At 63.8% G+C, this 20,450-nt stretch carries 22 protein-coding genes; 11 read left to right on the forward strand and 11 right to left on the reverse strand.

Features of this window, described 5'->3' with window-relative positions:
* Positions 1–60: 60 nt before the first annotated feature.
* Positions 61–213 (reverse strand): DUF1127 domain-containing protein, encoded by a 153-nt coding sequence (locus tag C7G42_RS18990; RefSeq protein WP_007590701.1) that lies wholly within the window; start codon positions 211–213, stop codon positions 61–63.
* 646 nt (positions 214–859) lie between these two features.
* Between C7G42_RS18990 and C7G42_RS18995 the strand changes: the two genes are divergently transcribed.
* The gene (locus C7G42_RS18995) at positions 860–1,123 is read left to right on the forward strand and encodes a hypothetical protein (RefSeq protein WP_106950508.1); all 264 of its coding nucleotides are present in this window, start codon (positions 860–862) and stop codon (positions 1,121–1,123) included.
* Positions 1,124–1,193: 70 nt separating this feature from the next.
* Here C7G42_RS18995 and C7G42_RS19000 read toward each other — a convergent pair whose 3' ends face one another.
* Entirely contained in the window at positions 1,194–2,018 is an 825-nt protein-coding gene (locus tag C7G42_RS19000) for a lytic murein transglycosylase (RefSeq protein ID WP_106950509.1), read from the reverse strand.
* A 115-nt stretch (positions 2,019–2,133) separates the two neighbouring features.
* Positions 2,134–3,042 (reverse strand): DUF2189 domain-containing protein, encoded by a 909-nt coding sequence (locus tag C7G42_RS19005; protein WP_106950510.1) that lies wholly within the window; start codon positions 3,040–3,042, stop codon positions 2,134–2,136.
* Positions 3,043–3,377: 335 nt separating this feature from the next.
* Between C7G42_RS19005 and C7G42_RS19010 the strand changes: the two genes are divergently transcribed.
* Positions 3,378–3,770 carry a DUF3597 domain-containing protein gene (locus tag C7G42_RS19010; protein WP_199581000.1) on the forward strand — a complete coding sequence of 131 codons (393 nt, stop codon included), beginning with the start codon at positions 3,378–3,380 and terminating at the stop codon, positions 3,768–3,770.
* 59 nt (positions 3,771–3,829) lie between these two features.
* On the opposite strand, the gene C7G42_RS19015 is transcribed toward C7G42_RS19010, so the two are convergent.
* Complete coding sequence (locus C7G42_RS19015; RefSeq protein ID WP_106950512.1) at positions 3,830–4,105, reverse strand: GNAT family N-acetyltransferase; 276 nt, start codon at positions 4,103–4,105, stop codon at positions 3,830–3,832.
* A 103-nt stretch (positions 4,106–4,208) separates the two neighbouring features.
* Here C7G42_RS19015 and C7G42_RS19020 point away from each other — a divergent pair, with 103 nt between their 5' ends.
* Positions 4,209–5,138, forward strand: a complete 930-nt coding sequence (locus C7G42_RS19020; RefSeq protein ID WP_158537598.1) for a tetratricopeptide repeat protein — start codon at positions 4,209–4,211, stop codon at positions 5,136–5,138.
* A gap of 13 nt (positions 5,139–5,151) precedes the next feature.
* On the opposite strand, the gene C7G42_RS19025 is transcribed toward C7G42_RS19020, so the two are convergent.
* The gene (locus C7G42_RS19025; RefSeq protein ID WP_106950514.1) at positions 5,152–5,511 is read right to left on the reverse strand and encodes a hypothetical protein; all 360 of its coding nucleotides are present in this window, start codon (positions 5,509–5,511) and stop codon (positions 5,152–5,154) included.
* A 155-nt stretch (positions 5,512–5,666) separates the two neighbouring features.
* Here C7G42_RS19025 and C7G42_RS19030 point away from each other — a divergent pair, with 155 nt between their 5' ends.
* Both C7G42_RS19030 and C7G42_RS19035 read left to right on the forward strand, forming a co-directional pair.
* Positions 5,667–6,017 (forward strand): hypothetical protein, encoded by a 351-nt coding sequence (locus C7G42_RS19030; RefSeq protein ID WP_245427812.1) that lies wholly within the window; start codon positions 5,667–5,669, stop codon positions 6,015–6,017.
* Positions 6,018–6,086: 69 nt separating this feature from the next.
* Positions 6,087–6,350, forward strand: coding sequence for a hypothetical protein (locus C7G42_RS19035; RefSeq protein WP_106950515.1), 264 nt, complete (start codon positions 6,087–6,089; stop codon positions 6,348–6,350).
* Positions 6,351–6,359: 9 nt separating this feature from the next.
* Here the strand turns inward: C7G42_RS19035 and C7G42_RS19040 are convergent, their stop codons facing one another.
* Positions 6,360–6,935 (reverse strand): peptidoglycan recognition protein family protein, encoded by a 576-nt coding sequence (locus C7G42_RS19040; protein ID WP_106950516.1) that lies wholly within the window; start codon positions 6,933–6,935, stop codon positions 6,360–6,362.
* Between the two features lie 308 nt (positions 6,936–7,243).
* Between C7G42_RS19040 and C7G42_RS19045 the strand changes: the two genes are divergently transcribed.
* From C7G42_RS19045 to C7G42_RS19070, 5 genes are all read left to right on the forward strand, one after another.
* Complete coding sequence (locus tag C7G42_RS19045) at positions 7,244–8,851, forward strand: acyl-CoA synthetase (protein WP_106950517.1); 1,608 nt, start codon at positions 7,244–7,246, stop codon at positions 8,849–8,851.
* Positions 8,852–8,860: 9 nt separating this feature from the next.
* The gene (locus tag C7G42_RS19050; RefSeq protein ID WP_106950518.1) at positions 8,861–9,721 is read left to right on the forward strand and encodes a PCC domain-containing protein; all 861 of its coding nucleotides are present in this window, start codon (positions 8,861–8,863) and stop codon (positions 9,719–9,721) included.
* A gap of 96 nt (positions 9,722–9,817) precedes the next feature.
* Positions 9,818–10,570 (forward strand): AAA family ATPase, encoded by a 753-nt coding sequence (locus C7G42_RS19055; protein WP_106950519.1) that lies wholly within the window; start codon positions 9,818–9,820, stop codon positions 10,568–10,570.
* Positions 10,571–11,589: 1,019 nt separating this feature from the next.
* The gene (locus C7G42_RS19065) at positions 11,590–12,171 is read left to right on the forward strand and encodes an SRPBCC family protein (protein WP_106950520.1); all 582 of its coding nucleotides are present in this window, start codon (positions 11,590–11,592) and stop codon (positions 12,169–12,171) included.
* A gap of 2 nt (positions 12,172–12,173) precedes the next feature.
* A complete protein-coding gene (locus C7G42_RS19070; RefSeq protein ID WP_106950521.1) occupies positions 12,174–13,127 on the forward strand; it encodes a YVTN family beta-propeller repeat protein in 954 nt (317 codons plus the stop codon).
* A gap of 63 nt (positions 13,128–13,190) precedes the next feature.
* Here C7G42_RS19070 and C7G42_RS19075 read toward each other — a convergent pair whose 3' ends face one another.
* From C7G42_RS19075 to C7G42_RS19090, 5 genes are all read right to left on the reverse strand, one after another.
* A complete protein-coding gene (locus C7G42_RS19075; protein WP_106950522.1) occupies positions 13,191–13,844 on the reverse strand; it encodes an HAD family hydrolase in 654 nt (217 codons plus the stop codon).
* A 51-nt stretch (positions 13,845–13,895) separates the two neighbouring features.
* Complete coding sequence (locus tag C7G42_RS35040; protein WP_158537600.1) at positions 13,896–14,066, reverse strand: hypothetical protein; 171 nt, start codon at positions 14,064–14,066, stop codon at positions 13,896–13,898.
* A gap of 309 nt (positions 14,067–14,375) precedes the next feature.
* Positions 14,376–17,360, reverse strand: a complete 2,985-nt coding sequence (gene uvrA, locus C7G42_RS19080) for an excinuclease ABC subunit UvrA (RefSeq protein ID WP_106950523.1) — start codon at positions 17,358–17,360, stop codon at positions 14,376–14,378.
* Positions 17,361–17,634: 274 nt separating this feature from the next.
* Positions 17,635–18,321, reverse strand: coding sequence for an outer membrane protein (locus C7G42_RS19085; RefSeq protein WP_106950524.1), 687 nt, complete (start codon positions 18,319–18,321; stop codon positions 17,635–17,637).
* Between the two features lie 235 nt (positions 18,322–18,556).
* Positions 18,557–19,345 carry an outer membrane protein gene (locus C7G42_RS19090; RefSeq protein ID WP_106950525.1) on the reverse strand — a complete coding sequence of 263 codons (789 nt, stop codon included), beginning with the start codon at positions 19,343–19,345 and terminating at the stop codon, positions 18,557–18,559.
* A gap of 456 nt (positions 19,346–19,801) precedes the next feature.
* Between C7G42_RS19090 and C7G42_RS19095 the strand changes: the two genes are divergently transcribed.
* Complete coding sequence (locus C7G42_RS19095) at positions 19,802–20,302, forward strand: single-stranded DNA-binding protein (protein ID WP_106950526.1); 501 nt, start codon at positions 19,802–19,804, stop codon at positions 20,300–20,302.
* Positions 20,303–20,450 lie beyond the last annotated feature (148 nt).

The following is a 20,450-nucleotide window of genomic DNA, read 5'->3' on the forward strand; positions in this document are numbered from 1 at the left end:
ACGACAACGCCCGCACGAGGCGGGCGCTATCGGTCCGTTCCAGTGGAGGGCTGAACGATATCAGCCCTGATACTGACCGGCGGCAACGCGCGGGATGTCCGAGCGATCGAGGCCGATATCGGCCAGTTCGCGATCGCTGAGCTGGGACAGTTCGGCAACATTGCGCTGATAGTCCCGGAAGGCCTGGATCATGCGGATGAGCGAAAGCAGCATTGGTAGTCTCCTGTAGTTCGATTCAGCTCTTGCCCGAGCCTCATCGTTGAAATGAATATATGTGAGAGTGGTGCAGTGCGAAAGTTCCGATGTTGCGATGCAGCTAAGCGACTAACGCATATCAGCAGTAAGGAACGCTTAACCTCTTGCCAGTCCCGCCCAAGGCTTGGGCTGCAGGACGCGAACCTGTCGATAAACATCCGTGAATTAAAGGGCTTAATGACAGGTGATTGTTTGCGGCCAAAGCTGAAATAAGGTGCGTATTGGTCGTCGGCAAGCCGTCCTTATAGCTTGTACACCCAAGTCGGGCATGCGTGATTCGCATGATGCGAAGATCGCTTTTATGAATTGATATTCATTACTTAGTTTGCTGCAAGATCCGTGAAGTGCCCCAGATGGCTTCACCGGAGCAGAGATAGTCGGCGGATCGAGCGGGCGCCCTGGCGCGCACGCCAAGCGTGTGGCGATGATTACCGGGATGTAATGAAAATCAGAAATTTTGCATGCGGCTCTGCGTGGCGCGCAACATCACGCAATTCTCGCGGGGAATTTATTGCGACAAGTTGCCGCGTCCGGGGAAAGTCATTTTGCAGAATCCGGCAATGTCGCTGGTCCTGCCCAAGAACAAGAGAAGGAAAGTAACGTCATGACGAAGTTACTCGGGGTTATCGCAATTGCCGCCGTCGCGTTCGCCGTCGCGCCGGCCCAGGCCGCCAAGCACACCGCTGGCGGTTGCAGCCCGGCCAATCTGGAGAAGACCGAGACCGCGATTGAGAACATGGCCGACGGTGACGGCAAGCTCGTCGCGCAGAAGGAGATCGCTGCCGCCCAGGATTCGATGCTCAACGGCAAAATGGGTGCGTGCGGCGCGCATCTGAACAAGGCGATGCACGCCACCATGGGCAAGTAAACGGGTAGGCAAACGCACGAGAGAGGGCCGGTCGTCAGGCGATCGGCCCTACGCGTTTGTAAATGGGTCCTTAAGGGGCGCGCGCCAGCTGGGTGGCGAAATAGGCGACCGTCCTGGAATAGACCTCGCTCTTGTTCCACTGCTGGAGCACCGCGAAATTCGGACTTCCCGGCTGCCAATCCTTGCCCTTCTGCCAGCCATAGCCGGCGAGATAATTGGCAGTGGAGGCGAGCACGTCGGGCGCGTTGTGCAAGAGGTCGCGCTTGCCGTTGCCGTCGAAATCGACGGCGTATTTCATCCAGGACGACGGCATGAACTGGGTCTGGCCGAGTTCGCCGGCCCATGCGCCCTTCATCTCGGCCGGCGCGAGGTCGCCGCGCTGGACGATGCGCAGCGCGTCCAGCAGCTCGGCGCGAAACTGCTCGGCGCGCCGGCAGTCATAGGCCAGTGTTGCGAGCGAGCGGATCGTGGCGAACTTGCCGGTGTTGACGCCGAAATCGGTCTCCAGGCCCCAGATCGCGACCAGGACCTCGCCGGGAACGCCGTAGGTCTGCTCAATGCGCGACAGGACCGAACCGTATTGCTTCATCCTGTTGGAGCCGCGCTCCAGGCGTGGTGGGACCATGCGGCCGGAAAATTCCTCGAAGGTCTGGCTGAAGACCTTTTGCGAGCGGTCGCGGTTGAGCACGCTCGGATCGGGCGTCACGCCGGCGAGCCCCGATGCGATGGCCTGCTGTGAGATGCCCTTGGCCGCAGCGTCTGTTTTGAACTCCGCAAGCCAGGCATCGAAATTGCCCGAGCCGCAGGCAACTGCGGCGAACGCCGGCTGGGCGGACAGGATTGACGCGGAAAGGGCGAAGGCTGCGAGAGCGAGACGAGAAATCGTCGAGGTCATTCGAGGTAATGAATTCCGTGAGATGATCGGCGCGCGCAATCTCGGTCGGAACCGCGGCCAAAGCAAGGCGTGCGATCCTGCCGAAGCATTAGCAGGATCGCATCTCACGAGATCGTCAGGCGTCCGTCCGGTTACGCCAGGGGAAGAGGTTGGCCGGGAAGTCGGCCGCGGGCTTGCGGGGACGATGCGGCGGGGGCGGCACCGGACGTGCACCGGGCTCCGAGACGATTACCTTGCGGTAGAGATGCCAGGTGGCATGGCCGAGCAGGGGGATCACGACGGCAAGGCCGAGGAAGGCCGGGATCGTGCCGAGCGCGAGCAGCACCGCAACGATCACGCCCCAGGCGGCCATCGGCACCGGGTTCCTCGCGACCACGCGCAGCGAGGTGCTCATCGCCTCGAACGCGCCGGCATGGCGATCCAGCATCAACGGGAACGAAACGGCGCTGATGCAGAGCGCAGCGAGCGCGAACAGGAAGCCGGCGCCGCAGCCGACCACGATCAGCCACCAGCCCTGCTGCGTCGTCAGCACGCGCGTCGTGAAGTCCGAGATTCCGGTGACGCCCTCATAGCCGAACGCCGCGACATAGATCGCTTGCGCGGTCGCAACCCAGGTCACGAACAGAGCAAGCAGCAATGCGCCGAGGCCGAGCATCGCCCCGAACGAGGGCGACCGCAGCACCTCCATCGCATTCCAGGCACTGGCTTCCTCATAGCGTTCACGCCGGCTGGAGAGCTCGTAGAGACCGAGCGCTGCGAAGGGGCCGATCAGCGCGAAGCCGGCGGCGAGCGGAAACAGCAGCGGCAGCACTGAATAGCCCAACACCATGCGGGCGAGCACGAGGCCGAGCACCGGATAGATCACGCAGAGGATGATGGCGTGGCTCGGCACGGCCTTGAAATCTTCCCAGCCGCGCCGGAGCGCATCGCGCAGATCGGACAGCTGAATGGTTCGGATCACCGGTCCAGCCGCATTGGTGGGCTGGGCCATTGTAGGGACATTGCCCTGGTAGAGTGTGGCCATGGTCGCTAGCTCCCTTGCCGAGCAGCCGAATCCGACGCCGGCAAACGGCGCGAGCGGCCGCCATTCTCTGAAGTCCCGCGATCCCGACCAGACGCGAATTCCGGATGACATCGCGAGCTGAAGCCGAACCGTACGCCGATTTCCGAGCCCTGTCCCTCACGCTTGGGTGAGATTCGATGCCGCATCGCAACCTCGACGATGTCATTCGGCCGTCATTTCGCCGCAGATAAGCTGATGCTGGTTGATGGTTCGCAGAACGCGCGGGCGCAACGCAGGAACTTCGTCTATAAGTGCCACTCAAGGTCCGTCCAACGGATCCTTTTCGGGGAGCAGATATGAGCATTTTCGGGAAAATCATGAGCGCGATCTTTGGCACCCAGCCGGCTTCCGCCGCGCCTGCCGGTGGCGCAGCGTCGCCCGCAGGAGCCGCGCCGGACGCTACGGCACCGGGCGCCGTGCCGATGGCCGCGGTCGACGTGGCGGCAATCGTCGACAAGGCGGTGGCCGCGCACAAGGGCGAGAAGCTGGAATGGCGTACCTCGATCGTCGACCTCATGAAGGCGCTCGACATCGATTCCAGCCTCGCCGCGCGCAAGGATCTCGCCAAGGAGCTCGGCTACACCGGCGACATGAACGACTCCGCCAGCATGAACGTCTGGCTGCACAAGCAGGTGATGTCCAAGCTCGCCGCCAATGGCGGCAAGCTGCCGCCGGAGATCAAGCACTGATCGATCGGTCGCTGCGAAGCGGTCGCAAGGGCCCGCGCCTGTCGCGGGCCCTTTTGCTTTCAGGCGACGAGATCCGCATCCTCCGGATGCCGCTCGAGATAGTCGACCACGAAGCCGCAGCCGGCGATCACCTTCTTGCCGTCTCGGCGGATTAGCTCCAGCGCGCCTTTCACCAGTTCGGAGCCGATGCCGCGACCGCGCAGCGCATGCGGCGTCTCGGTATGGGTGATGATGACCGCCGTCGGGGTCAGCCGGTAATTGGCGAACGCGACGTCGCTGCCGACATCGAGCTCGAAGCGGCTCCTGTCCTTGTTGTCCCGTACCGATGCCGCCATGCAAGATCCTTCCGACGTGCTGCTTTGCTCTGATCTAGGCGCCTGAACCGGCCCTTGCCAAGGTGCGACCAAGGAAGGTTGCTGCAGGGGAGATATCCGCAAAATGCGTGTCCGGCTCGGTCTCATGGTGCTGCTCGCCGCGCTGACCGCGACGGTGAGTGCTGCGGCTGAGGACGGTCCGGCCTGGGAGGTTTGCGTGGGGCTGACCAGCACGCCGGACCAGCGGGTCAAGGCCTGCTCCACCGTGATCGACACCGGGAGCGAGACCGGCAAGCGGCTCGCCGGTGCCTATTGCAATCGGGGGCATGGTCTCACCGAGAAGCGCGAACTCGAAGCCGCGCTGTCCGATCTCGACGAAGCCGTCAGGCTCGACCCCAGCTATGCCTGCGCCTACAACAATCGCGGTCGCGTCTACAGCTTCAAGCGCGATTATGATCGCGCCATTGCCGATTACGACCAGGCCATCAAGCTCGATCCGTCGCTGGCGCTGGCCTATAGCAATCGCGGCGAGTCCCGCTTCAACAAGGGCGACCTCGACGGCGCCTTTGCCGATTTCGAAGCGGCGATCAAGCGCGACCCGAACTACGCAATGGCCTATGGCAATCGCGGCCTTGTCTATTACCGCAAGCGCGACATGGCCCATGCGATCGCCGACTATACGATGCGGATCAAGCTTGCCCCCGATCTGCTCGCCTATATCGATCGCGGCAACGTCTACCGGGACAGCGAGCAGCTCGACCGTGCGGCCGCGGACTATGGCGAGGCGATCCGCGTCGCGCCGACCGACGCGCGCGGCTGGCGCAATCGCGGCATGATCCGCCTCTACCAGGGCGACAACAAGGGCGGCCTGTCCGACTACGACAAGGCGCTGTCGTACGATCCCTCCGACGTTTATTCCTGGAGCAATCGCGTGCAGGCCCGGTCGCGGCTCGGCGACAAGCAGGGAGCGATCGCCGATTTCCGGAAGGCGCTTGAACTGAAGCCCGGCCTGGCGTCCGCGCAGGACTCGTTGCGGAAGCTCGGAGCGCTGTAATAAGGCGGTCTGCTCAATCGACTGCTTTGGCGAGCCTGGAATCTTCGGGCTGCTGCGGCGGGCGCAGGCATCCCTGGCAGATGACCAGGGCGCGGTTGACCCTGGCATCCTGCTCGGCCTCGCTGGCGTCCTGTGCCTGCCACCATTCCTTCGACTGGGGCTGGAGCCCGGCCTGTGATGTGTTGCGCTCGGATCGGGCGGCGGCGCGGGCTGGTCGAGAGGCTGCACGCGGCCGATTGGGATCCTCGCCCGCGCCATCCCAGGCATAGCGGCCGGGCCTGAAGGCGGCATCGGAGGCCAGATGCGCCTGAGGCGCCACGGCACATCCGGCGAGCGCCAGCGACAACAGGAGGAAGGCGGGCGCTTTGATCATGATGTGGCACTCTATACGCGAGAACCGGGCGAGGGTGCGCCGATCATGTTTAAGATTCCCTGAATGATTGCGGCGGCGTCGGCGACGAACGCGCATGCGTTATTTGATGTTTCTGCTCGCTCTGTTCGTGTCCGCCGCGCGAGGACGGCGGCGAGGTGACCTTTGCGCCCGATACGGTACGCAAGATCGATCTCACCGGTGACGGCCGCGACGACTACATCGTCGACTTCAGCGAGACCAAATGCGGAGATCGCGAGACGACCTATTGCGGAACAGGCGGCTGCATCATCAAGATCCTGGTGACGTTGCCCGATGGCGGCGTTCGCGAGGTGTTCGACGGCCATGTCCGCAGCTACAAGATCACGCCGCCGCCGGTGAAGCGCGGGGCCGCGCGCAGCATTCGCTTCGATCTGCATGGCAGCATCTGCGGCGGCTTTGGTCCGCAGGCCTGCGTTAAGCGGAAGGCGATTACGGCAACGCCGTTTGCGTTCAGAGATTCGCGATAGAGCAGTCCGGCCCTGCCGATTTCGGCTTTTCGCCTTGATTGAGGCGGCCCTGGAGTGCAATCCTACGTGATGACCTCCAAATCGGTCGATGACTACAAGATCGCCGAGGGCGAACGTAACATTGGGAATCGCTACAGGCCTACTGGCAACGTGACGATCACGAGTGACATTCCATTCTCAAGCGCGCACGCTTGCCTGGCAGCGACGCGAAACTTCATCACCGCCGTCGAGCATCGGGGCTACGGGGGCTACAGCTTCTGGTGCATGGACGAGGCGCCCCAGGAGCTGTGGCCGCTTCTCGAAGATCTTCCGCCAGCTGTCAGCAGAGCTTGAGAGCTGGCGTCACGAGGAGACGAGGTCGAGATGTTCGCCGCCGTGCCGCTCGGCGAGCAGCTCCTTCACCTTTTCGACGAACTTGTTCTTGACGACCGTCTTTCCCGGGCAGGCGTGCGTCGTTAACGGATCTTCCTTATGGAGTTTCATCGTATCCGGATCGAGGCCGAGCACCGCGGACATCGTCGCGACCGCTGCAACGGCGTTCCTTTGAACGCGCAATCCACGACCGGAATTGAATTCATCGCGGTCGTAATCGCCAAGCATCTCAAATCCCAAGGCAGTCTTGTTATAGGAGGGAGAATGGACGCCTGACATGGTCAGGGGAGTGAAGACCCAGATCTGCTTGTCGTCGATGAAAAGATGCGGACCGGCTTTCCAGTGCTGCTGATCTCTGTAAAAGCCCTCCAGATTTAGAATGTGCTGTTTCGTAAACCCATTGGGCCGCTGCGCGAGTGTTGGCACCGCCGTGTTGTGAAGAACAATGAATGCAGGCCGCCATCCGGACCATCGCAGAGCGTGCGCGTAGCTGTCGAACTCATCTGCGGCATAGGCGGTACCAACTATTCCCTTCCATTCCACCATGACTTTCTCCCAAAAAAAGTTTGTAAAAATTTCAGTCGCAAATGCGTGCCGGACGGGCCACCTGTCTTCAAAGCACCGGGAGGTCCGGGGCGGTCTGGCAACTTAAAATGGTAGGGCGAAAATCGTCGCGTTGCAAGGAACATGGGCGCTGCCGCGGCTCGTTCAGGCAGCACAGCGAGATGTGCGGGTGCTTCAGAGCAGCCGAGGTTTGATGTCGAAGCCGCCTTGCAGGGGCGCGGGCGATGGCGATAAATGGGCTGACATGAGCCGGCCGCCAGCGCGCCGTTCGGCCTCGAAGAGGATTCCCCATGCAGCCCCTGCGTATGTCCCGCCGCGTCATGAATCTCGCTTACATGCTGACCCAGAATGCGCGGCGGCATGGCGCGCGTCCCGGGTTCGTATGGGGAGACAAATCCTGGAGCTGGCGCGAGATCGATGCGCAAGTCTCGGCGCTGGCGGTTGCGCTCGCCGCGCGCGGCATCGCCAAGGGCGACCGTATTCTGGTCCATTCCAAGAATGGCGACGAGATGTTTGTCTCGATGTTCGCCGCGTTCCGGCTCGGCGCGGTCTGGGTGCCCACCAATTTTCGCCTGATGCCGGATGAGGTCACCTATCTCGCGGAGGCCTCCGGCGCCAAGGCGTTCCTGTGCCATGTCGATTTTCCCGAGCACGCAGCGGCCGTGAAGGGGGGCGCGCTGGAGTTCACCTGGAGCGTCGACGGCAAGGCTTCGTTCGGCGAGCGCTCGGTTGCCGATGCCATTGCATCGCAAGCCGGCGCCAATTTCGCGAACGTCGATGTCGAGCACGACGATCCCTGCTGGTTCTTCTTTACATCGGGCACGACAGGCCGCTCCAAGGCCGCGGTGCTGACCCACGGCCAGATGGGCTTTGTGATCACCAACCATCTCGCCGATCTGACGCCCGGCGTCACCGAGAATGACGCCTCGCTGGTGGTGGCGCCGCTGTCGCATGGCGCCGGCGTGCATCAGCTGGTGCAGACCGCGCGCGGCGTCTGCACCGTCTTGTTGCCGACCGAGAAATTCGACATCAACGAGGCGTTCCGCCTGATCGAGACGCATCGGGTCGCCAATCTCTTCACCGTGCCGACGATCCTGAAGATGATGGTCGAGCACCCCGCCGTCGACAAATACGATCACTCCTCGCTGCGTCACGTGATCTATGCGGGGGCGCCGATGTATCGCGAGGACCAGAAGACCGCGCTGAGAAAACTCGGCAAGGTCATCGTGCAGTATTTCGGCCTCGGCGAGGTCACCGGCAACATCACCGTGTTGCCCGCCGCGCTGCACGATCCCGAGGACGGCCCGCATGCCAAGATCGGCACCTGTGGCTTCGAGCGTACCGGCATGCAGGTCTCGATCCAGGACGACGAGGGCCGCGAACTCGCGGCCAACCAGAGCGGCGAGATCTGCGTGATCGGGCCTGCCGTGCTCGCAGGCTACTACAACAATCCCGAGGCCAACGCGAAGGCGTTCCGCAACGGCTGGTTCCGCACCGGCGATCTCGGCCACATGGACGAGGAGGGGTTCATCTACATCACGGGGCGCGCCTCCGACATGTACATCTCCGGCGGCTCCAACATCTATCCGCGCGAGATCGAGGAGAAGATCCTGACGCATCCCGCGGTCGGCGAGGTCGCCGTGCTCGGCGTACCCGATGCGACATGGGGGGAGGTCGGCGTCGCCGTGTGCGTTGCGCGTGAAGGGGCGAAGGCGGTGAGCGAGGCGGAGATGGCGGCGTTCCTGTCGCCGAAGGTACCGCGCTACAAGATGCCGAAGCGCTTCTTCTTCTGGGAAGCTTTGCCGAAGTCGGGCTATGGCAAGATCCCCAAACGCATGGTGCGCGACGAACTCGAGGCGCGCGGGCTGCTCGATCTCGACACGACGAAGGCGGGCTGAGCTCAGGTGATGCGGAGTATCAAGCAGCCGGGCGCGCCCGTCGCGGAACGTATCCAATGGGTGGAGGCGAGGGGACGCGCCTTCGCGTTCACGCTTCAGGCAGGTCTGCCGCTGCTGGAAGCCGCGCGGCGCGGCTTTGCGGCGGAGGGTTTCACGAGCGGCGTGCTCAACTTCCGGAGCGGCGCGCTCGGGCCGTTCGCTTATGTCATGCCGGCACTGTCGAAGGACGGTGAGAACGCGGCGTTCTACAGCGATACGTACCGGCCCGGCGGCCCGACGCGCACCAGGCTCGGCAGCATGACGCTCGGCACGCGCGACGGTGCGCCGTTCTTTCACTGCCATGGCCTGTGGACGGAAGCGGACGGCAAGGCGAGTGGCGGCCATATGCTGCCGGACGAGACCGTCGTCGCGCAGCCGTTCGAGGTCGAGGCTTTCGGCCTCGACGGCGCGATGTTCACCGCGGAGCCCGATCCCGAGACCAATTTCAAGCTGTTCGGGCCGGTGGCGGCCGCGCGCACCGGCGCACGCGCCACGAGCCGTGCTTTCGCGCTGCGGCTGCGTCCCAATCAGGATTTTGCCGGCTCGCTCGAAGGCTTCTGCCGCGCGCACGGTATCGGGCGCGCGAAGATCCATGGCGGCGTCGGCTCGACCATCGGCGCGCGCTTCAGCCATGGCGGCGTGACCGAACCGTTTGCGACCGAGCTTGCGGTGACGGCCGGGTTGGTCGCGCCCGGGCCCTCCGGCGCGCTCGAAGCTGCGCTCGACGTCGCGCTGATCGACTACACCGGCGGCCTGGCGGAGGGACGCCTGGTCCGCGGCGACAATCCCGTGCTGATGACCATGGAGCTGGTGCTGGAGGCGCTGGACTAGGCTGCGGTTTGGATCTGTCGGTCGCAGGTCAAGCCACTTCCCCGGCGTTGTCGTTCCTGATACGTTCTTCGGAGGGACGTGCAGGGAGCGGCGGAGATGCGAGGACGACAGCGCGATATCAGATTACCGGCGCCCTATCTCCGGCGCGTCTGGCTCGACCGTGCACTGGTCTCTGACTGGGACGCTTATCCCTACTGTCTTCCGATCTTCAGCGAAGACTTCGACCTCAGCTTCGACACCGCGATCACCATCATCGTTGGCGAGAATGGCACCGGCAAATCGACCATCCTCGAGGGGATCGCAGCGCTCGCCGGTTATGACGACGCCGGCGGCGGCAAGGGCTATCGTCCGGTCGATCATTCCCATGCGCGCGAGATCATGGGCGGCGAATTGTCGGCCGCGCTTCGCGCCGGTTGGGTGCCGAAGATCACCAACGGCTGGTTTTTCCGCGCCGAGACCTTTTTCTCCGTTGCACGATATCTCGACGAAGTTTCGGACATGCCGCCGGATTTCCTGTCCTACTCCCACGGCGAGGGCTTTCTGCGCTTCTTCCAGGAGCGATGCCAGAAGCAGGGCATTTTCATCTTCGACGAACCCGAATCAGCGCTGTCGCCGGCGCGACAGATGGAGTTTCTGAAGCTGCTGCATCGCATGGATTCGTCGCGCAATTGCCAGGTCATCATGGCGACCCATTCGCCGATGCTGATGGCCTATCCGAACGCGCGATTGCTGCGGTTGACGAAGTACGGCCTCGAGCCCGTGACGGTGGAGGAGACGGATCATTACCGGGTCATGCGCGAATTCTGCAATGATCCGCGCGGGTTCGTCGAAGCGACGCTGGCGGAATAGACGGGCGCGATCTGTTCTCGCTCTTTTCCTCGTCGCCGCGAGTGCCGCGAAGCAATCCAGAATCCTTCTGCGGCGGCAGTCTGGATTGCTTCGTCGCAAGGGCTCCTCGCAATGACGCTGGTCGGAAGAGGCATCCTCCGCTCTCGAGTCCCGGACGCGCTGCAACGCCTTTAGCGTTGCTGCGCAGAGCCGGGACCCAGGAGGCCGAGCCACGTGCCGCTGCGTGGGCCCCGGCTCTGCAGCGCATCACTTCGTGCTGCGCAGCGTCCGGGGCACGAGAGCTGTATCCATCCCATGATTTTCGTTCTCGCGGCACATCGTGCCCGAGCTTTTGCTTCGGTTGCGGCCCTCAGAAGTGCCGAGGGCGCAGGGAAGGCCGGGTGCCGGCTGGCACCCGCGGTCCACTGTGCGAAAGCGTGTGCTTAAAAAGTTGCACAGCGGCATACAGGTGAAGCCAAACATCCGGCCTTCCCTGCGCAGCGGGTTTACGGCTTATGTCGTGCTCTCCCCGGGGAGCGTTGCACTATTGCCCCCGTCGCCTCGCGGATGGCTGATGCACGAGCCCGGTTGGGCTGCCTGCATCACCGCAAGACTTGGCGCACAGACCCCGGGCGCCAGGACCACACGATTTTGCCGTACGCAGGCTACACCGGTCGTGTGCGCGCCGGTCCTTGCTCACGGTGTGACCCGCCCTGCAAACCACCTTCGCGCCGACGCAGCCTGCGTCCACCACGTCCCATCCCGCGTTCGTGACGATCGCGATACGCCCCTCGGCCCGGGACGGGATGGGTTTTTATACGATAATCCGAAGTTCTGATAAAGAGAAATATTTTCGTGCGGCGGCGTTGACCCTGCCATGGGTGTTTTGCCCGCCGGGCCGCGCAACGGGTTGTGGGTGGGCGGACATCGCCGCCGCAACCACGCCACGAACCGGTCTCCCCTCGGCCCCAAAATGCGCTAGGATGACCGCAGCGCGCATTCAAGTCGCGCACGATCAACTGGACGTATGAGGAAACGAGATGAGGGTGACGATTGGACGGCGTGCGGCCATGGCGTCGGCGCTGGCGGTGATTGGGGCGGCAGGCTTGACGGCGACACTGAGCCCGGCTTTTTCACCGGCGGCCTGGGCACATGGGCCGACCCGGCAGAAGGTGCGGGAATCCATCGAGATCAACGCGCCGCAGGACAAGGTGTGGGCCGCGATCCGCAACTTTCAGGACATGAGCTGGCTTCCACCCGTCACCAAGACCACGGGCGATAAGGGCAACGAGGTCGGCGCGACGCGGACGCTGACACTGCAGGGCGGCGCGACGGTCGAGGAGGAGCTCTACAAGTACGAGCCCGACATGCTGAGCTATTCGTACCGGATCACCAAGGTCGACGTGAAGGTGCTGCCGGTCACCAATTATTCCTCGACGCTGACGGTGTCGCCGGCTTCCGACGGCAAATCGAAGCTGGAATGGGCCGGCGCGTTCTACCGCGGCTTTCCCAACAACGATCCGCCGCCGGAACTGAGCGACGAGGCCGCAGTGAAGGCGGTGAGCGGGCTCTACAAGACCGGTCTCGAAGCGCTGAAGAAGAAGATCGAGAGCGGTAGCTGATCGTGCGGATGCTGGTTCTGGCGGCGCTCGCCGCCAGCCTTTGTCATGCCAGCCTCGGCAGCGCCGCTGCCGAGGAGGCGTTCGTCACCAACCAGCTCAGCGACGATCTGATGGTCGTGGACCTCGCGACCTCGCGTAGCGTCGCGACCATTCCCATCGGTGGCAAGCCGGCGGGGGTGGCCGTCAGCGTGGACGGACGCTTTGCCTATGTCACGAGCCCCGACGCCAAGGCGGTGACGGTGGTGGACGCGGCGACCCGGCAGGTGGCGGGGCGGATCGAGGTCGGCGGCGGGCCGCTCGGCATCGCGGTGACGCCGGATGGCAGGACGGTCTATGTCGCCGACTGGTATGCGGCGGCGGTGCGGGTGATCGATGCGGCCTCGCGCAGTATCACGGCCAGTATCGCGGTCGGCGCCTCTCCGTCCGGCCTTGCGGTGACGCCCGACGGCAAGCTGCTGCTATCGGCGGACCGCGACGACGACAGCGTCTCGGTCGTGGACACGACGACGCGCCAGCGCAAGGCGACCATCAAGGTCGGTACCCGCCCGTTCGGCGTCACCATCGATGCCGCGGGAGAACGCGCCTACACCGCCAATGTCGGCTCCGACGACGTCTCCGTGATCGACCTTGCGGAAGGCCGCGAGATCGGCCGCGTGCCGGTCGGCATGCGCCCCTATGCGGTGGCGCTGACGCAAGGCCGCGGCTTCGTCACCGACCAATATGGCGGCACCGTCAGCGTGTTCGATGTGGCGACGTTGAAGCCGATCAAGCGCATCAATGTCGGCGACTATCCGGAAGGCATCGCGGCCACCGCCGATGGCAAGCGCGTCATCGTGGCGTGCTGGGAGAGCAACACGCTTGTTATCATCGACGCCGTCGAACTGAAGAAGATCGGCGAGGTCAAGACCGGCGACGGCCCACGCGCGTTCGGGGCGTTCTTGCGCAGGACGGAGTAGGGAAGAGTAGGGCGGATTAGCGAAGCGTAATCCGCCATCTGGCATCGACGATCGATCGGCGGATTACGCTTCGCTAATCCGCCCTACGGCACCGGGGCACATCGCGCCCACTATCTCATCCATCCGCTCGAACAGATGATCCGGCCCCAGCGCCCGCAGCGCGGCCGGTGCCGCATAGCCCCAGCACACCGCGCCGCAGGCAATCCCCACGGTGCGCGCCGCCTCGATGTCGCGCACCTCGTCGCCGATCGCGATGACTTTATCCGGCGCGATGCCCGCGCGCCGGATGACGCGGCGGAATTTCGCGGGCTTGCCGAACACCGAGGCCGCGCAGTCGAAATGGGAAAACAGCACGGCGGCATCCCCGAGCTTCTCGCGCGCATTGGCTTCGCTGTCGGACGTCACCAGCGCGAGGTGCACGCCGTTCTCGGCCAGTGTCCGCAGCATCGCCTCGACGCCCGCAAACAGCGAAATCTCGGAAGCCGCCTCCGCCTTCAGCCGCCGCGCATGCCGCGCGATCGCCGGCAGCTTCCACAAGGGGACTTCGAGCCGGCTGAGGATCTCCCGCGTCGAGGCATGCCGCAGCCCGTCGATGTCCTGATCTACAACGCGGCGAAAGCTGAAGCGATCGGCGATGTCGTTGATGGTGCGCAGGAACCAGGGAAAGCTGTCGGCGAGGGTGCCGTCGAGGTCGAAGATGGCGAGGGTGTAGGGCATGGGGGAGGAGAGTGGCGGACTGGTCTTCATTCCGCTCTATGCGCTCCCACCTTAGACCTGAATCTTCCAGGAGCCGAGTAGTTCGGCAACGCGGTCATCTTGCGCCAGTACCGCATCGGCGATGGCGAATGCTTGCTGAGCAAGAGGAGTGCTGACCACATCGTTACGGCAAAGCACCTTACCGATGAGAGAACTGTTGGGAGAAAGGGCGCGAGCCGGCATCAATGGCCATCATCGCCGGTCCAGTATCGAGTAGGCGGTAGGCCAGAGCTACCGCAGAGCGATCTGCTGCCGTGGTATCGCTCCCCCACCGTCCGACGATGAGATCGATGTTGGCACCTCTGTCCGGAACGTGGCCAACAGTGCAGTGCACGTAATACGCCGCGAGGCCGTCCGCCCCAACCGACACAAGCCCCCAAACGGATCGGCTGGTGCGACCACAGCAATTGCAAACTCCGGTATCCTTCGATCCGGTCCGTTCGATGGTTATGCCAGCCGACATGGCTCAGTTCACTTTAATATCGTTTTGCCTCACTCCGCCGCCTCGCTCGCCGTCCTCCGCCGCTTCGGCTTCCGCGCCTTCTCCAGCACCGGTGCCAGAAACTTGCCCGTATAGCTCCGCGGCGCCTTGGCGATGTCTTCCGGCGGGCCCCAGGCGACGATCTCGCCGCCGCCGTCACCGCCTTCGGGGCCGAGGTCGATGACCCAGTCGGCGGTCTTGATGACTTCGAGATTGTGCTCGATGACGACCACCGTGTTGCCCTGCGCGACCAGCTCGTGCAGCACCTCCAGCAGCTTCTTGACGTCGTGGAAATGAAGGCCGGTGGTCGGCTCGTCCAGGATGTAGAGCGTGCGGCCGGTGGCGCGCTTGGACAGTTCCTTGGCGAGCTTGACGCGCTGGGCTTCGCCGCCTGACAAGGTCGTCGCCTGCTGGCCGACATGGATGTAGTCGAGGCCGACGCGGTGCAGGGTCTGGAAGGTCTCGCGCACGCGCGGCACCGCCTTGAAGAACTCGGCGGCTTCCTCGACGGTCATGTCGAGCACGTCGGCGATGGACTTGCCCTTGAACAGCACCTCCAGCGTCTCGCGGTTGTAGCGCTTGCCCTTGCAGACGTCGCAGGTGACGTAGACGTCGGGCAGGAAGTGCATCTCGATCTTGATGACGCCGTCGCCCTGGCAGGCCTCGCAGCGGCCGCCCTTGACGTTGAAAGAGAAGCGGCCGGGCTCGTAGCCGCGCGCCTTGGACTCCGGCAGGCCGGCGAACCATTCGCGGATCGGCGTGAAGGCGCCGGTGTAGGTGGCGGGGTTCGAACGCGGCGTGCGGCCGATCGGCGACTGGTCGATGTCGATGATCTTGTCGATGTGCTCGAGGCCCTCGATGCGGTCGTGCGGGGCAGCGCCTTCGCTGGCATTGTTCAGCTTGCGGGCGATGGACTTGTAGAGCGTGTCGATCAACAGCGTCGACTTACCGCCGCCGGACACGCCGGTGACCGCGGTGAACAGGCCGAGCGGAATCTCGGCGGTGACGTTCTTGAGATTGTTGCCGCGCGCATTCACCACCTTGATGGTGCGGCGATGGTTCGGCGGGCGCCGCTCCGGCACCTCGACCTCGAGTTCGCCGGTCAGGTACTTGCCGGTCAGCGATTTCGGGTTGCGCATGATCTCGGCGGGCGTGCCTTCGGCGATGATGTTGCCGCCATGCATGCCGGCGCCCGGACCAATGTCGAGCACGTGGTCGGCGAGCAGGATGGCGTCCTCGTCATGCTCGACCACGATCACGGTGTTGCCGAGGTCGCGCAGGCGCTTGAGCGTGTCGAGCAGGCGCGCATTGTCGCGCTGGTGCAGGCCGATCGAGGGCTCGTCCAGCACGTAGAGCACCCCCGTCAGCCCTGAGCCGATCTGCGAGGCCAGGCGGATGCGCTGGCTCTCGCCGCCGGACAGCGTGCCGGAGGAGCGCGACAGCGTGAGGTAGTTGAGGCCGACGTCGAGCAGGAAGGTGAGGCGCTCGCGGATTTCCTTGAGGATGCGGCCGGCGATCTCGTTCTGCTGCGTGTTCAGTGCCTCAGGCACGGTCTCGAACCAGGCGCCGGCGCCCTTGACCGACAGCTCCGAGATCTCGCCGATATGCTTGCCGCCGATCTTGACGCTGAGCGCCTCGGGCTTGAGCCGGAAACCGTGGCACGCCTCGCAGGGTACGTCGTGGAAGTACTTTGCGAGTTCCTCGCGCGCCCATTCGCTCTCGGTTTCGCGATAGCGGCGGTTGATGTTGGTGATGACGCCTTCGAACGGCTTCTTGGTGTCGTAGGAGCGCACCCCGTCCTCGTAGGAGAACTTGATCTCGTCCTCGCCGGATCCGTGCAGAATCGCGTTCTGCGTCTTCTTGGCCAGGTCCTTCCACTTGGTGGTCAGCGTGAACTTGTAATGCTTGCCGAGCGCGGTCAGCGTCTGCGTGTAGTAGGGCGACGACGATTTGGCCCAGGGCGCGATCGCGCCCTTGCCGATGGCGAGCTCCTTGTCCGGGATGACGAGGTCCTCGTCGACATGCTGCTCGACGCCGAGGCCGCCGCAGGCTGGGCACGCGCCGTAGGGGTTGTTGAACGAGAACAGCCGCGGCTCGATCTCGGGAATGGTGAAGCCGGAGACCGGGCAGGCGAATTTTTCCGAGAACAGGATGCGCTCGGGTCCGCTCTTGTCGTGGATCTTGGCGGTCTTCTTCTTTTCCTTTTCCTCCGCAGGCGCAGCGCCGGCCGGCGCGTCGGCGAACTCGACGACGGCGAGGCCTTCGGCGAGCTTCAGCGCGGTCTCGAAGCTTTCGGCGAGGCGCTGGCCGATGTCGGCGCGCACCACGATGCGGTCGACCACGACGTCGATGTCATGCGGGAATTTCTTGTCGAGCGTTGGCGCTTCCGCGAGCTCATGGAAGGTGCCGTCGATCTTGACGCGCTGAAAGCCCTTCTTGAGCCATTCGGCGAGTTCCTTGCGATACTCGCCCTTGCGGCCGCGCACGACGGGCGCGAGCAGATAGAGGCGGGTGCCTTCGGGCAGCGCCAGCACGCGGTCGACCATCTGCGAGACGGTCTGGCTCTCGATCGGCAGCCCCGTGGCCGGCGAATAGGGCACGCCGACGCGCGCCCAGAGCAGGCGCATGTAGTCGTAGATTTCGGTGACGGTGCCGACGGTCGAGCGCGGATTCTTCGACGTCGTCTTCTGCTCGATCGAGATCGCCGGCGACAGGCCGTCGATCTGGTCGACGTCGGGCTTCTGCATCATCTCGAGGAATTGGCGCGCGTAGGCCGACAGCGATTCGACGTAGCGGCGCTGGCCCTCGGCGTAGATCGTGTCGAAGGCGAGCGAGGATTTGCCGGAGCCGGAGAGGCCGGTGAACACCACCAGCTTGTCGCGGGGAATCTCGACGTCGATGTTCTTGAGGTTGTGCTCGCGCGCGCCACGGATCGTAATTGCGTGCCGGCTGGAGCCGGCGTTCTGTTGGCGCTTCGCCTTGATCACTTCATCCATCCGAGTTGCCCCTAGGGAAGCCCATGGGTGCGCGACCGCGCCAATAAAGAGGCGCGCTTCGTCCGGAACCGGGATCGGCGCCGATGGGGTTGTCAGCGAACGTAGGAAGAACGGAGACGGATTTCCAGTGGCAGTTGCGAATCGTCAACGGATTGTTGGCGCGCTGGCGGCATCTGGCAGCAGCGGCGTTGCGGAACGGCGCGGCCAGCTACCCGCCAAACAAAAAGGCCGGCGCAAGGCCGGCCTTTCGTAACGCGATGCGTTGAAGCGTAGCTTAGTACTTGGCGACCACGGGGGCGCCGAAGTGATAGTTCACGCCGAGCTGCACGGTGTGGAAGTTGAGCGTCCCGGTGTTGACGGCGCCGAAGTAGGTCTCGCCACCGAGGCTGCGATACAGATACTCGCCCTTCACCGACCACTGCGGAGCGATGTAGGCTTCAACGCCCGCACCGACGGTCCAGCCGGAGTGGAACTTGCTGTCGGAGATCGAAACGCCGCCCAGGGTGGCGGTGATCTTGTTGTCGATCCAGGCGTAACCACCGGTGCCGTACAGCAGCACGTTGTTGACGGCCCAGCCGATGCGACCGCGCACGGTGCCCATCGCGTCGGTCTTGGAGCTCACCGTCAGCGGAACGCCACCGACGCCGGGAACGAAAACCGCACCAGCGGCCGAAGCGCTGACGTCAGCCCAGGCGCCATCGGCCTCGAGGCCGAACACGACGTTGGCGGTCTGCCAGTTGTAGCCGACGGTGCCGCCGACGAAGCCACCCTGCATGCGGGGCGAGTTCGCGTCTTCCCAGGCGCCGCCACCGACGACACCGAGATAGAAGCCGGTCCAGTTGTAGACCGAAGCCATCGGAGCGACCGGCGCCTTGGTGTAGGGGCGGGCTGCGAGGTCGGCCGCCGAGGCGGGCGCAGCGAGAGCGAACAAACAGGCCGAAGCCAACAAAACCTTTTTCATCTTACTTAATCCCAGTCCCAGTTTCTGTTGTTGCCTTCCTTGACCGGAAGGGCAGCGGACTCGATGGCCCAACTGAGGCAGTACTTACACCACTGAAGCCGCAAGTTGTGTACCTCAAAAGCCACAGGTCGGTGCCAACGTGAGGCCAATCGCCTGTTGTCCCGCGATGCCGCGCGTAGCAAAAAGGCCGGCGCGAGGCCGGCCTTTCTTGGTCAAATCGATGAGGTCGCGAGGATCAGTAGCGTGCGACGAGCGGGCCGCCGAACTTGTAATTGATACGGGCGGTGACGATGTCGACGTCCTGGCCGATTCGGTCGGTCCGGACGAACGCTCCGGCCGGAGCGATAGCGCCGGTTGAGGTCATCGTCACGTCGCGGTGCCCCATGAACAGATGGTTGTACTCGATGCCGACCGACCAGTTCGGAGTGAAGCCATATTCCAGGCCGACGCCGACCGCTGCACCCCAACGGGTTTCCTTTGCCGAATCAAATGCGGTGCCGACAGGGACGATGCCGGGAACTGTAGTAAAGCCGGTGTATTTGTCGCTGGTAACGGCCGCGCCGCCTTTGACATATAGCAGCGTGTTGTTCCACGCGTAGCCGACCTGACCGGTGAAGAGACCGAACGCTTCGACCTTGGATTCGTTGCGGCTGATCAGCTGGTTGCTGATGTTGGATCCCTTGAAGTCAGCCCAGTTGCCCTGCGCTTCCAACCCGAAGACCCACGACGAGGCCTGCCAGCGATAGCCGATCTGGCCGCCGACTGTGCCGCCTGACGCATCGTGACAGCCTTCAGCCAGGTTCGGTACGACCGGGCCGCCAACAACGAAATTGGTGAGGTCCCAGCACTTGCGGCTCGATCCCCAACCGCCGTTGGCACCGAGGTAGAAGCCGCTCCAATCGTACATGGCGACCATTGGTGCGGCTTTCGTGTAAGGCCGCGCGGCAAGATCCGCGGCGCTTGCCGGAGCCGAGAGGGCCAAAGCGCCCGCACTAAACGCGGCGATGATCAAAGTATTCTTCATTCCAGTCCCTCCAATGTTCGTCCGCTTCCGGTATTCCGGAAGCGGCCCCCAAGGCGCGAGGCCTGATTTTCTTGGAGGCAACAGTAGCTCGATTCCGGCCACAAGTCCGTCGCCCAAATGCCACAGTCGCGATCAATGAACGGGCGTAAGTCGATGAATGTCATATGCTTTTGGCGACATCATGGAACCCTAAAGGTTCCATTTGGTTCCATCGAGGTCTTCCATGGTCGCCCCTCTCGAGCACTTCTGGCGCGATTGCAGTGCCATATCGCCGGCTTCACGAAATAAGAACGGATGTGGAACGCGCCGAGGTCCGGTGCTATATGTGGGGATAACCCGAGGGCGCGCGGACTGATTGGTCCACGCTCAGCGTATAGGTTCGCATCAGAAGGGCAGAGTACCGCGGGCGCGCGGGCCGCCTTATGAAATTCAGTGGCATCGGAGTGGAGAGCGGCGATGGCGGGAAGCGTCAACAAGGTCATTCTGGTTGGAAATCTCGGCAAGGATCCTGAAATCCGCCGCACCCAGGACGGGCGGCCGATCGCGAATCTGAGCATCGCGACGTCCGAGACCTGGCGCGACAAGAACAGCGGCGAGCGCAAGGAAAAGACCGAGTGGCATCGTGTCGTGATCTTCTCTGAGCCGCTTTGCAAGATTGTCGAACAGTACCTGAAGAAGGGCGCAAAGGTTTACATCGAGGGCGCGCTCCAGACCCGCAAGTACACCGACCAGAGCGGCGTCGAGAAGTATTCGACCGAAGTCGTTCTGCAGGGCTTCAACTCGACGCTGACGATGCTCGACGGCCGCAGCGGAGGCGGCGGAGGAGGCGGTAATTTCGGCGACGAGCCGGGCGGCGATTTCGGCTCCTCCGGCCCGGTCAGCAGCGCACCGCGCCGTCCTGTGGCCGCCGGCGGCGGTGGCCGCAACAGCGACATGGACGACGATATCCCGTTCTGAGAACGGGGACGGACGATCGGGGGGCGCTCGCGCCGGTGATGCGGCGCCTGCCACGCCGGGTCAGCAAATCGCGCTAATCGACAGGACGGGCTCGGGATTTCCGGGCCCGCTTCATGTGTGGGTTGAACTCGGATGGCGCCGGCGCAGA

It is taken from the genome of Bradyrhizobium sp. MOS003, from assembly GCF_003020125.1.
GTDB lineage: Bacteria > Pseudomonadota > Alphaproteobacteria > Rhizobiales > Xanthobacteraceae > Bradyrhizobium.